Source organism: Alteromonas sp. McT4-15, assembly GCF_020515205.1.
Classification (GTDB): Bacteria; Pseudomonadota; Gammaproteobacteria; order Enterobacterales; family Alteromonadaceae; genus Alteromonas.
Window position 1 is genome coordinate 1 of the sequence record NZ_JAJALG010000055.1, and the last position, 13,721, is coordinate 13,721.

Sequence of the window (13,721 nt, forward strand, 5' to 3'; positions counted from 1 at the left end):
CGAGTGCCCACACAGATTGTCTTGTCTAAATTTTTAAAGAACAAAGTGCAGAATCATCGCAGATGACTTCTGCGCAAGGAGGACCAACATTACTCTCAGCTGATTCGTTACCTTGCTCAGCAGCAAGGATGTTACTCTTTGCCGCCAGCCGCCTCTCCCGAAGCGGATGCGTATCTTACAGCGCATCTATTTTTTGTCAACAACTTTTGTTTATTTATTTTTAAACTTGGTTTTTGACATCCTCATCAGTTGTTAGCTTTTCGCTGTTCCCTGTTGAGGAGGCGCGCATTTTACGCATTCTTTCTTCGTCGTCAACACCCTTTCTGGAATAAATATAAAAAAAGCGACCGTTCGGTCGCTTTTTAAACTATTCGATTAATAACGCGGCGAATTAGCGTTATTTCTTCTCTTCTGTTTGGTTTTCGCAGCCTTCAACATTAGTGGCTTTGAAGTCTGCATCTTCTTCGTGGTCCCCTACCACATCGTGTAGAGTCACCTTATCGACCGTGCGAAATGTATTTATAGGTCCTGCAAGTGCATATAGTGCAAACACTAGGAATAACACAAGGGCAGGTTCGGTTGCTACCACTACGAATATAAGTAGTACTAGTAACAAAGCAACAAACGGAACCTTACCGTGCCAGTTCACTTCTTTAAAAGAGTTGTACTTAAAGTTGCTCACCATCAAAAGGCCCGCTAACCCTGTTACAGCGGCAGCAACAAAACCATAATCAGTTCCAACAGCTTCATACTCAACACCGACCCATACTAGACCAGCGACAACAGCAGCAGCTGCTGGGCTAGCTAGTCCTTGGAAAAAGCGTTTATCTGCAATACCAACCTGTGTATTAAACCGTGCTAGTCGCAGCGCCGCTCCAGCGACATAGACGAACGCCGCCAACCATCCAAGTTTACCAAGCTCAGTTAAACCCCAGTTGTAAGCTACTAATGCAGGTGCAACACCAAACGATACCATGTCTGCCATGGAATCATACTCTGCACCAAAATCGCTTTGCGTGTTTGTCATGCGAGCAACACGCCCATCAAGCCCGTCAAAAATCATAGCAACGAAAATCGCGACTGCCGCAGCTTCAAAGCGACCATTCATGGAAGACACCACCGCGAAGAAGCCTGAAAATAGCCCCGCTGTAGTTAATAGGTTAGGAAGTAGATATATTCCCTTTCTCTTCTGTTCAGACATACGTCCTCATTATTCAACTTAATCTTATTCAATTATTTCATATCTCGTCGGTTACGCATAGATGTGTCTTTTATACGCTAACTACCCAATCTATAGGCAAAGTAAATAACAGCGTATCAGTTTATATACCGTATACAAACCATCTTCACTTTATTATGGCGATCCCATGTTGAAGTTCCTCGCGCCCAGGCGCATGAGAGAGCTTTCCCTTATCAATTTATTTAGGATTAATTGAAATGCGGTTAAGTTCCATAACAAAGTTTTGCGTAGCGTTATCGTGCGTTGGTGTTATTAGTACGGCGTCAGCGGGATATCGGTACAACTATAATTACAGTCAGTGCGGCGGCAGCAGTACCCAAACAAGCACAGCCGAATGCAACTCGCCCCTTGGCGAGAATGTTTACAACCTTGTCGACCATGGCATCTTCGAAAGTACGTCTGCAAATTCATCTAATGTGGCTATTGGTGGCGTCAATGTAGCAGTAAGCGGATGGGCAGATACCTACGGCTATAATGACGATATTGTTGTGGGTGCCGATACCTACAAAATTTCCGACAAGTACGGTTACGGCGTAACCAACGAAGATTGGGAGTCAACATATAACTCACCAGATCACGCTATTGATAACGTAAATACTCGCAACGGTAACTGGCAAGATTTCGACTTCGTATTATTTTCATTTAGTGATGATGTAACTTTACAAGGCGCTAATTTTTCGTGGGCCTATAGTCAGTATGACACTCAGGTGTCGGTAGCGGCTCTTGATAACATAAGTTCACTAACGTCAGGCAGTAGTACTTGGAGCGATATCGTAGGCACTGCGATCACATCTTCCTATAATGTTGAAAAATGCGACTCTACCGATGAGCATCTAAAATATAAGTCTGAATTCGCGCTTAATACATCATCCAAATATTGGCTGGTTGGTGCATATAACAAGGTCTTTGGTGATATAGGTGGCTATTCAAGCAATGATGCATTTAAGCTAACTAGCATCGGTTTTTCAGTTAGTGATAAAACTCCCCCTCCGGATAGCACAGCAGTCAGCGAACCAGGCACACTGGGACTACTATTCGCCTCAGGTCTTATTGTTATGTGGAGACGAAAAAAGACTCTGATTTAACTATTATACGAAAGACTAAAACTGGCAGTTCTACACTGTCAGTTTTTTTTACTCTTCATTAATCACCCATTCAACAAAGACACAAAAACTCAATAATAACAACAACAAAAAAACTGGCACGATTTTAGCTTAGAGGGAAGTTATTACTTCTTTCAAATATTCCGTTGTAGAGTTTTACTAAATGAACAAGCTGTTAAAACTATCTTTATCTTCATTACTTGTTGTTACCTCACACGCCTCTCTTGCTGATGATTCAATGCTCGAACAGTACACTTACGACATGATTGCACAGAATGTATCGAAGGGATTTGAACCTACTGCGAACTCAATAAAAATTAACGGTTCAGATATTTACGTTTCATATACTACGTGGGCGGATACAGCTGCGTCTTACAACGACAATGATGATCGAGTTGTTAGACAGAACGGACTGGACTATAGCCAAACCTATGGCCTTGCAATGACAAACAAAGACCATGGGGGTGGCCTTAGTGACTGGCATACAATCGATAATAACCAAGACGATTGGAAATTTGACTTTGACATGGTCTTATTTTCATTTAGTGAAGCCGTAGCACTTACAAACACCAAATTTAACTACCTGACTGGTGCTGGTAATGAAAACCAACTTACCGTTGTTGGGTTTGATAATATTGATATTTTCAAAAATGCATCTAGTAGTGTAACTACGTGGACTGATATTGCAGCGTCTTCTGCGATTACATCAATTACCCACAAGAATATTTCCACTAATCCGCATAATCTTGGTAATTACGAAGTAACATATCCAACTTCACTCAAAGAAGCTAAATATTGGCTAGTAGGCGCTTACAATACATACTTCGACCCGAATAATGATGAAACTTCAATTTCAGGCTCTGGTTTTAAGCTGGCTTCATTAGGCATTTCTCAACGCAACGAAACTCCTGACGTTGACGTTAGCGAGCCTGGAGCGTTTGCTATAATGAGCCTTGGACTGGGTTTACTTCTTTATCGTCGCAAGCGTCGCGTTTAATTGTTTAAAATTAAACAGAAAACACGTATCTTTAAAAGGTGGCTTTAGCCACCTTTTTTTATACATAAAAATACCATTTTCAGGTGGAATCTCAGGTAATCATGGATATCTCATACAAAAAAAGAAGCTTTGCGAAAAACGCTTTGTTTTCTATTTTCACTACAACATTCTTAGCGCTGCAAAGCCCGATTAGTTTTGCAACAACGTCGGAAGATTATGAGAAAGCACTCACCTCATTTAACAACAACGCATACGACGAAGCATACATTCACCTTAAAAACAGCCTTCAAAAAGATCCTGAAAACTTAGCAGCGAAATTGCTTATGGGTGAAATACTGTTAATTAATGGTTACTTGACCGCCGCCGAAATGGAATTCGTTGAAGCCCTAGAAATGGGTGCTGATATTAACCTGCTTGCAGAACCTTTAGGTAACACTTGGTTATTTCTTAATAAATATCAAGATATCGTAGAATTCTCAAACCTAGACAGACTATCCGGTGAAGCAGAGCGAGAGTGGCTACTTATAAGAGCTACAGCCTGTATTCGATTAGAAGATGAGGCATGTGCATTAAGAGACTACAATACTATCATCGCCGCTTCTCCAGATTTTGTACCCGCAATAAATGGCTTAGCGTCGATAGCCCTACAAAATGAAGACCTTGATAAGGCTGCAGGGCTCATTACAAAGGCGATCAATATTGAGCCTGAAAATGCGATCACTTGGCGACTGAAAGGTCAATTAGCTTACCGTCAAGGCGACACAGCATCTGCCACATCACACCTTCAAAAAGCATTGTCATTTAATAGGGATGACCCGATAGCGCTTAGAAACCTTGTCGACCTCTATCTGGAAGCCAAAGATTATGATACCGCCAAACTTTTCGTCGATGAAATTATTGAAGATACACCAAACGACCCGTTAGCCATATTGCTAAACAGTTGGTTACAAAGCCGAGATAGCGATCAAGCCATTGATAACACTAAGCTCAAAGAGCTAAACGATTTTATGGCACAACTTGACCCTGAGTTAATAACTTCTCAGCCTATGCTGCTTTATATAAGCGGTCTGACAAATTTCTTTAATAACAACATGGAAACCGCAGCGAAAGACTTTAACGCCTACCTGCAAAAGGAACCTGAGGACCTACAAGCTGTATTGATGCTAAGTCAGGTCTATATCGCTACTCAACAAGATAAACAAGCGCTTCTGTTGCTTGAACGTCATCAGTCTGCGCTTATGGAAGATGTAGACTCGGCATTACTACTAGGCGATTTGTTCATCAGACAAAATAAAGCATTTAAAGCAGAGCGGTTACTAGAAGATTTGGAAACCTTATTTCCAGAGGAAGGGAAGCTTCAATTATTTAAGATAAAACTAATGGCTGCGCGAGGCAAACAAGCGCAAGCGTTGGAAATATTGGAAAAGAATTTAGCTAACTATACTGAAAACGCGGGCTTTTTGTTCACCTACTCTTTAATGAACCTTCAAGCTGAAAAATTCGATAATGCGCTCAAGGGTGCCAATCTACTCAATAGCATGTTTCCAGATAAGGCCGAAGTGTACAACCTTAAAGCTGGGATCCTAATAAGACAAGGAAATCTATCGCAGGCTAAAGTTAATATTGAAAAAGCACTGGAAAAAAATCCAACGCTATTTCCCGCTAAGTTTAATTTAGCGGCAACCGAAAGCCGGTTAGGCAACACAGAAAAATCAAATGAGTTAGTTGAAGAGTTACTTCAATTGTCACCGCAGCATAACGAAACTCTGCTTTTAAAGGCATTTAATCTAACAAGAAGCGGGGATGTTGAAAAAGCGAAGCAGATTTACCTTGATGTTTTAACGCTTAATCCGTCCAATATTGGCGCTAGAGAACGGATTTCCAGCCTCTATCAAAGGCTAGGTGATACAAAAAGCGCACTTTATCACCTTGATTTGTTGTTGAAAGACGATTTCGATAATGCCGATTATTTATTACGAAAAGCACAACTTCTCATCGACGCAAACCGCACATCAGATGCTGAAAAAACGCTTGGGATAGTTAGAAACTTTATTGACGATACCCCAGAAAAACTGATCGTCTACTCTGAATTAATGCGCTCCTTAGGTAGGGATGAAGCTGCGAAAAGTGCAATGGAAAGTGCACACTCCGTTGCCAAGCAAAATACTTTCGTTACGTTTCGCTATGTGAGCCTCTTACTAGACCTTCAAGATAACGAAAAAGCAGGTGCATTGCTTGCGTCCATACCCGCAGCACAGCAACAAAATCCCGTTTACCAGTTTTTGAGAGGGCGCCTAGAAGCAAATAAAGGTGACACAGAGGACGCCATCACTTATTACAAAAACGCCTTAGAGTTAGACCCTCGCTTCTCTCAGGCCTTTATAGCAATTTACAATTATGCGCTTAATGAGGAGTTCGTTGACGTCTTTTTAGAGATAGCGCGTAAACTATCTCAACAGGATGGAGGCAACTTATTGGCTAGAAACCTCCTTGCGCAGTATTTGTTTTTTATAAGAGAATTTGATGAATCGATTGCGCTTTACAAAGCGTTGATTGAAGAACCAAACTTATTAAACCCTGCTGAAGCGTTTAATCGCCTTGCCATCATGTCAATTGACTCTTCATTACAGGAAGCCAGCAAATTTGCAGAGAAAGCCTACTCTTTGCAACCGAATTCAGCGAGGGTACTCGACACATTTGGCTACATTAAAGCCCTTGAAGGTGATTTGGAGGGAAGCTTAAGAATGCTTCGTGATGCATTTGCCCGAGACGCAAACGATCCTAATATTCGCTATCACTTAGGCTTTACGTTGGCCAAGTTAAATCGCGTTGAAGAAGCAAAGAAAGAACTTGAATATGCAGTAAATGTAGAGCGTCCTTTCTTTCTTCGCCCTCAGGCAAAAGCATTACTAGAAAGTTTGTAAGACGGCAAACATGTTTTACAACATAGTTAGCAACACGCACAGTTACGTGCGTGCTTCTCCATTCCACCAATACCTGGGTTGAAGGTATTGGTGGGATCTAAAGTACGATAAAAAGCGACAAGAGAATCTTCTGCTTTGTATAAGTGACCCACATTGTGCTCCGCAGGATACTTGGCTCCCCTATCATCAAGTACCGCTAACATGTCTTCTTTTACTTGTTTCGCATCCGCTCCTTTTTTCAACACATAGTCTTGATGAAAAACGTGGCAAAAAAAATGGCCATAGTAGAGTGACTTATCAATATACTGCGATATGTGCTCGGGCAAAGTTTCCACCCATTTATTGTCATTGCGTCGCAGTGCAATATCAAGCGCGAGTATCTCCCCCACGTCTTTTTGTTTAAGCGTTTGGTATCTTACCGCTGCACCGGCTGCTGCAAATCTCAGTAAAAAAGCCCTATTTGCTTCATCCTCGGTACACGCTATGAATGCGCCTTTATTTGGTTTACTTTCAAACAAATCACGGAGGTACACATTCGCTTCGTCTATACCCTTATCACTCATCTTTACAATAAGATGATGTTCGTATTTGTCACGGAATTGTCGCAAGCGAGGCGGTATGTGATCTGGAAATAAGTGGCTTAACCGCTGCATTATTCGGTCAGATAAAAAAGAAGGTAGAAAGCGCAGTTTATTAGTAAAGGCGTCGACTCTTCCTTTCACTGCGAAGAGTTTAGGTAGAAAGGTGGTCCCCAGATGATGAATACTCAAAAACGTGTCTTTGCCATATTTATCAGCAATGTCGAACATGTCACGATGCAAATATTCACCGACTTCAGGTAATGAGGAAAAGCCTTTCAGCATATCTCTTCGAATCTGGGTTAATACATCGGCATCATTGGTAGCAATGTAGAAGGTTTGCTCAGCATCAGGGACTGCGAAGGTATCTAGCACCACCGCAAATACTGCAATTTTGCCTGCACACCCGCTCGCTTCATACAATCTAGAAGGATCGGCATTGAACCGACTGGGTGTGTCTGCATCGACATTTCTAACGATATTCTCGTAATCACTTGCGGATGCTTTCTTTTCGTTAAAGTCGACCTGTTTATTGAAATTGCCAGCAGATAAATTGTTTAGTATCTCTTCTGGCGAGCTCCCGAGCGCTATACCCAGGTGATTGACCAGCTGAAGCTTACCTTCTCGGTTAACCTGAGCATACAACACTAATTCGGTATAAGCTGGACCACGCTTAACCAATGCACCGCCAGAGTTGTTTGCAACACCACCTACTATCGATGCGCCAAGACAAGATGAGCCAATTACCGAGTGAGGCGCTCTTTTAAGCGGTTTGAGTAAGTTTTCGAGTTTATGCAATGTCGCGCCAGGAAAGCTGATGACTTGCTTACCACCATTTAGCAGCATAATGTCATCCATCGCTAACGTATTTATGATCACGACAGGACGGTCATAATCATTCCCACTAGGCGTTGATCCCTCAGTTAACCCAGTTTTAGCCGCTTGCATAATTACGATACAATTTTCTTCGACACAAATTGATAACAAGTGCCAACATGCAATTAATGTTTTAGGGAATAAAACAGCAAGCGCATCGCCCTCCCCAGAACGCCATCCTTTTCGATAATGTGAGGTTTGTTGATGACCATAGGCTACAGCCCCCTCTCCTACGACTGCTTTAAACTTCTCAATAATAAGAGATTCGCGCATTTGTTTTCCTTAAGCACTCTTGCTGCGCCACCGGTGTGACCAAGTGTTTATTTCTATGTATCACTATATTGCAAAAAAGAAAGGCGCTCCATAAGAAGCGCCTTTTTAATCAACTAATGCGTGATATCAATTACTGACTCACAACAAAAAGTCCGCTATCGTCAGCATCAATGCGAATGGTCGACTCAGGCAATAATTCACCTGCCAGCAATTGTTGTGCAAGTGGATTTTCTACTTGTACTTGAATAGCACGCTTTAAAGGACGTGCACCAAATACAGGATCGAAGCCCGCTTCTGCCAGTTTGTCCATTGCTGCTGCAGACAAATTGAGCTTGTAACCTTTCTCAGCCAGTCTTGCTCGTAGTGACGCAAGCTGTATTTTTGCAATCGACTTGATTTCTTCTTTGCCAAGAGGATGAAACACCACTATGTCGTCGACACGATTAATAAACTCAGGTCTAAAATGCTGACCTACCACGTTCATCACCGCCGCCTTCATCTCTTCATATTGGTTTTCATTATGCTTATCTTGAATAATGTCAGAGCCCAAGTTTGATGTCATGATGACAACGGTATTCTTAAAGTCTACCGTACGCCCCTGACCATCAGTCAAACGGCCATCGTCGAGCACTTGTAGCAATATGTTAAATACGTCTGGATGTGCTTTTTCAACCTCATCTAGCAATATTACTGAATACGGTTTACGTCTTACTGCTTCTGTAAGATAACCGCCCTCTTCATATCCAACATAACCAGGAGGAGCACCTACTAGACGCGCTACAGAATGCTTCTCCATGAACTCAGACATATCAATACGCACCATGGCATCTTCGGTATCAAACATGAAGCCGGCCAGTGCCTTACAAAGCTCTGTTTTACCAACACCTGTCGGACCTAAAAATAGAAATGAGCCTATTGGACGCTCTGGATCAGAAAGCCCTGCTCGGGAGCGTCTAATGGCATTCGAAACCGCTTGAACCGCTTCGCTTTGTCCAACCACTCGTTTGTGGAGTACTTCTTCCATGCGAAGTAGCTTGTCGCGCTCTCCTTCTAGCATTTTTGCTACCGGAATACCCGTCCAACGCGACAACACATCCGCAATTTCTGCATCTGTTACTTTGTTTTTGACAAGTTTAGTTTCACGAGTTTCATTTTCTGCGGCTTGCTCTAGCTTAGCCTCTAGCTCAGGAATACGGCCATATTGCAATTCAGACATGCGGTTTAAATCTGAAGCACGTCGTGCAATTTCGAGGTCAAGCTTAGCTTGCTCAAGCTCACCTTTTATTGTTTGCGTCCCCTGCATGGCGTCTTTTTCATCTAGCCACACTTTCTCTAGTTCTGCATATTTACTTTCCGCTTGTTCACGTTCTAGCTCAATCATTTCTAAGCGCTTGTGACTAGCATCGTCCGTCTCTTTTGCCAACGCTTGCTCTTCAAGCTTCAGCTGAATAATACGCCGTTCTAGACGGTCCATATCTTCTGGTTTTGAATCAATTTGAAGACGAATACTTGAAGCGGCTTCGTCAATCAAATCGATGGCTTTATCGGGTAATTGCCTATCACTTATATAACGGTGAGACAAACTTGCCGCAGCCACAATAGCAGGGTCAGTAATATCTACAGAATGATGCAGTTCGTAGCGCTCTTTAAGCCCACGCAGTATAGCAATGGTATCTTCAACACTTGGCTCTTCCACTAGAACCTTTTGGAATCGACGTTCAAGTGCAGCATCTTTTTCAATGTACTGACGGTATTCGTCCAGCGTTGTGGCGCCTACGCAGTGTAACTCACCTCGAGCTAGAGCAGGCTTGAGCATATTGCCTGCATCCATTGCACCATCACCTTTACCCGCGCCTACCATGGTGTGAAGCTCATCGACAAAGAGGATTACACGCCCCTCTTCTTTAGCGAGTTCATTAAGTACCGCTTTTAAGCGTTCTTCAAACTCACCACGGTATTTTGCTCCCGCTACCAGCGCTCCCATATCAAGCGCCAACACGCGCTTATTTTTAAGTCCTTCAGGTACTTCCCCATTAATAATACGCTGGGCAAGCCCCTCGACAATTGCTGTTTTACCCACACCAGGTTCACCAATTAACACAGGATTATTTTTTGTCCTGCGTTGCAACACCTGCACGGTTCGTCGAATTTCGTCATCTCGCCCGATGACAGGGTCTAACTTTCCTTGCTCTGCACGCTCGGTTAAGTCTGTCGTATACTTTTCTAGCGCTTGCCTAACATCTTCTGCATTAGGATCTGTGACTTTTTGACCACCACGCATATCGTCAATGGCAGCTTCAATAGCGTCTTGCTTAATATTCAAGCTCTTAAGAATTTCACCTAATCGCCCTTTGTCTTGCAATGCAGCTAGTACAAAAATCTCTGACGTGATGTATTCGTCTTTGCGCTGCTGCGCTATTTTGTCACACAGATTAAGTAGCACACCGCTGTCTTTACTTAACTGAACATCACCGCCAATACCCTCGATTCTTGGAAGACGTTCGATAGCTTGACTTAATGCAGAACGCAGAGCATTTACATTGATATTAGCTTGGTCTAGCAGTGGTCGTACTGAGCCGCCTTGCTGATTGAGCATGGCAGTCATTAAATGCACAGGTTCTATGTATTGATGATCTCGACCCAATGCGAGTGATTGAGCATCGGATATAGCGAGCTGAAATTTACTGGTAAATCTGTCTAATCTCATAATCTCAACCTAAAAAGAAAACATAAAATGTTTTTAATTCGATGATGTAGTTATGGGATCTGGTGATTTATGATTCAAGTACGAAAATGCAATCTTGGCTAAAAAGATGCCGAAAGGGGCCAAAAACACCAAAATAATTGATTTAGAACAAACTAAAGATAATACAAAATGGCTTAGTCACACTACTTGGCCAATCAGCTGCGAGAACAGCACTACCTTTTACTTTATGCCAATTACACTCACTATGCGTCCAGTCGCACGTTTACCTTGGTGCGTTGCATGTCGATGAGAATAAAAAAGATCATTGCGGCAATATGTACAGAGTTCACTTTGAGTTACGTTATCTACGCCTAAAGCATTTAGTTGAGTTTGTGCAATAAATGGTAGGTCCAAAAGATACTTATCAACTGAATTACTTGTAGAAAGCGCATCAGGATATGATGAAAACACCCCAGCAACACGTTCATCTACTTCGTAACACTGTTTGCAAATAGCCGGGCCAATCCATGCGAGTAATTCACTTGGCGCGCTTTCGAAACGACAGACAGCGTTTGCAATGACGCCATTTTTTAGTCCTTTCCAGCCAGCATGCACTGCTGACACTTCTGTTCCCTTGGTATTGCACATTAAAATGGGAACGCAATCAGCAGTCATTACCGCACAATAGTAATTGGGCGATTGTGAGTACGCGGCATCGGCAGTTGTATCAATTGTTGGTAAAGCAACAACGCGGTTAGAGTGTACCTGCTCTAACCACGTTAACTTTTCGTGCTGTGGCAGAAGTGCTCGGTTGGCTTTGACAAGCAATAAGTCATCGCCTACATGTGCTCCTACGTTTAGTCCATGATAATCACCAAGACTGACACCTCCAAGTCGCGTACTTGTGTAGGCAACAATATTGTCAGGCGAGCGCCAATGTGGTTCTATCGTCTTGGTCACCGGCATACAACTACAGCATATCCTGTGGATTGTCTTCAGTGTCTTTTTTCACAGCCTTTAGCAAATCTTGCATATCCTGCGGCAACGGTGCTTTCCACGTCATCCACTCTTCTGTTTCAGGGTGAAATAGAGACAACTGCGCTGCGTGTAGCGCTTGACGCTGAAACCCTCGAAGAGCACTGATAAACGCTTCCGATGCACCTTTAGGTAAACGCGGACGACCGCCATATACTTGATCGCCCAACAAAGGATGTTTGATGTGCGCCATGTGCACACGAATCTGGTGCGTTCGTCCGGTTTCAAGTTTTAAGCGCAAATGCGTGTATGCTCGAAATTTCTCTATCACGCGGTAATGCGTTACGGCTGGTTTGCCCATTTCGCGAACCGCCATATGCGTGCGTTTGGTTGCGTGACGACCTATTGGCGCGTCTACAATTCCACCAGCAACCATAGTTCCCAATGCAACTGCTTCGTACTCACGGCTCATCTCACGACGTTGAAGCTGATCAACAAGATGGGTTTGCGCAGGAATTGTCTTTGCCACAACCATCAAACCGGTAGTGTCTTTGTCGAGACGATGAACGATACCCGCACGCGGAACTTTATCGATATCGGGAACATGATTAAGCAATGCATTTAGTACTGTACCACTAGGATTGCCCGCACCAGGGTGTACAACCAAATCAGCAGGTTTATTGATTACCAAAATGTGGTCATCTTCATAAACAATGTTGAGGGCAATATCTTGTGCTTTGCTCGTTACTTGAACGTCCATTTCGGCCTTGACGGTAATCACTTCGTCCATCTCCATTTTATGGCGAGGTACTGTGATAACTTCTCCGTTTACCGCTACGTTCCCATCTAAGATCCAAGTTTTTAACTTGGAACGTGAATATTCAGGGAACAAATCAGCTAAAACCTGATCTAACCGTAAACCAAAATGCGCAGCTTCCGTTGAAGCTTCTAATTGTATTGTGTTGGGCGACTGTGTCATAACACCATTGATTGCGTCTAAAAAAGAGTATTATAACAACTATTCACGCTGTACACTGCGTTGTTTACGTTTTTGTATGGTTTTTCTCACCGTTAGTACGTTAGAATGCAATTAAAGTGTTGTTGTTTAACACGTGAGCTTAGACAGCGAAGTATTTAAACTGTTTAGCAGGAAACTAGAATTATTATGAAATCATTTCGTTTACTAGCGCCGGTCTTATTAGGTGCTGTGATATCTGTCACAGGATGCAGTTCTTCAGATAATGAAGAGAAAGCCGTTTTAGCTAACATGGGTGCGCAGCAACTTTACGACAGTGCGAAGCAAAGTATGGAAGTCGGCAACTTTAGCGCGGCTGCACAAACATTGAGCGCATTGGACTCACGCTATCCTTTCGGTCCTTTATCTCACCAAGTTCAACTTGATCTGATTTATAGCTATTACAAATCAGGTAAGATTGATGAGACGTTAGCAACTATCGACCGCTTTATTCGTTTAAACCCAAATCATTCAGACGTTGATTACGCTTATTACATGCGTGGCTTGACTAATATGGAGTCTGATAGCAATTTATTTCAAGAATTGATGAATATCGATCGTACAGACAGAGACCCGTCCAAATCTCGTCAAGCATTCGAAGATTTTCGACGTCTTATTCAGCAATATCCTGATAGTAAGTACGCTGCTGATGCAAAACAGCGTATGGTATACATCAAAGACCGCTTAGCACGCTATGAGATTGCCATAGCGCGCTTTTATATGCGAAGAGAAGCTTACGTAGCAGCTGCAAATCGTGGGCGCTATGTAATTGAGCACTTCCCGAATACAACGCAAGTTCAACAAGCTCTTGAAATAATGGTTTCAAGCTACGAGCAGCTAGGGCTAACGGAATTGCGTGATAACGCAATGAAGACACTTAAGCTTAATTATCCAGAAAGTGAATTTATCAGTTAGCAATAACTGAATTTTAGAAAACAAAAAACGCACTTAATAGTGTAATGCCGTTCACTTAAGGTGAGCGGCATTTTTCTTTCTGCTGTATCGCTGTGGTCTCTTCTTAACTGTTCGGGGGAAGCTGCGTTCTCGCCGTGGA

At 42.8% G+C, this 13,721-nt stretch carries 9 protein-coding genes; 4 read left to right on the plus strand and 5 right to left on the minus strand.

Translation table 11 applies throughout. The features are described 5' to 3' along the window. Positions 1-397 precede the first annotated feature (397 nt). Entirely contained in the window at positions 398-1,201 is an 804-nt protein-coding gene (gene pssA, locus LHL20_RS19950; protein ID WP_226434547.1) for a CDP-diacylglycerol--serine O-phosphatidyltransferase, read from the minus strand. A gap of 236 nt (positions 1,202-1,437) precedes the next feature. On the opposite strand from pssA, the gene xdp1 (LHL20_RS19955) reads away from it, so the two are divergent. The 3 genes from xdp1 (LHL20_RS19955) to prsT all read left to right on the plus strand — a co-directional run bounded on the left by xdp1 (LHL20_RS19955) (position 1,438) and on the right by prsT (position 6,264). Further along, positions 1,438-2,325, plus strand: coding sequence for an exosortase-dependent surface protein XDP1 (xdp1, locus tag LHL20_RS19955; protein WP_226434548.1), 888 nt, complete (start codon positions 1,438-1,440; stop codon positions 2,323-2,325). 181 nt (positions 2,326-2,506) lie between these two features. Next, on the plus strand, positions 2,507-3,340 hold the full coding sequence (gene xdp1, locus LHL20_RS19960; protein ID WP_226434549.1) for an exosortase-dependent surface protein XDP1: 834 nt from the start codon (positions 2,507-2,509) through the stop codon (positions 3,338-3,340). A 101-nt stretch (positions 3,341-3,441) separates the two neighbouring features. Further along, positions 3,442-6,264, plus strand: coding sequence for an XrtA/PEP-CTERM system TPR-repeat protein PrsT (prsT, locus tag LHL20_RS19965; RefSeq protein WP_226434550.1), 2,823 nt, complete (start codon positions 3,442-3,444; stop codon positions 6,262-6,264). 26 nt (positions 6,265-6,290) lie between these two features. Here the strand turns inward: prsT and dld are convergent, their stop codons facing one another. The 4 genes from dld to rluD form a co-directional block, all read right to left on the minus strand. Continuing rightward, positions 6,291-7,991 (minus strand): D-lactate dehydrogenase, encoded by a 1,701-nt coding sequence (dld, locus tag LHL20_RS19970; RefSeq protein ID WP_226434551.1) that lies wholly within the window; start codon positions 7,989-7,991, stop codon positions 6,291-6,293. Between the two features lie 130 nt (positions 7,992-8,121). Next, on the minus strand, positions 8,122-10,698 hold the full coding sequence (gene clpB / locus LHL20_RS19975; protein ID WP_226434552.1) for an ATP-dependent chaperone ClpB: 2,577 nt from the start codon (positions 10,696-10,698) through the stop codon (positions 8,122-8,124). Between the two features lie 219 nt (positions 10,699-10,917). Continuing rightward, positions 10,918-11,643, minus strand: coding sequence for a peptidoglycan editing factor PgeF (pgeF, locus tag LHL20_RS19980; protein WP_226434553.1), 726 nt, complete (start codon positions 11,641-11,643; stop codon positions 10,918-10,920). A gap of 4 nt (positions 11,644-11,647) precedes the next feature. Further along, the gene (gene rluD, locus LHL20_RS19985) at positions 11,648-12,631 is read right to left on the minus strand and encodes a 23S rRNA pseudouridine(1911/1915/1917) synthase RluD (protein ID WP_159626947.1); all 984 of its coding nucleotides are present in this window, start codon (positions 12,629-12,631) and stop codon (positions 11,648-11,650) included. A gap of 186 nt (positions 12,632-12,817) precedes the next feature. Between rluD and LHL20_RS19990 the strand changes: the two genes are divergently transcribed. Further along, positions 12,818-13,582, plus strand: coding sequence for an outer membrane protein assembly factor BamD (locus tag LHL20_RS19990; protein WP_226434554.1), 765 nt, complete (start codon positions 12,818-12,820; stop codon positions 13,580-13,582). Positions 13,583-13,721 lie beyond the last annotated feature (139 nt).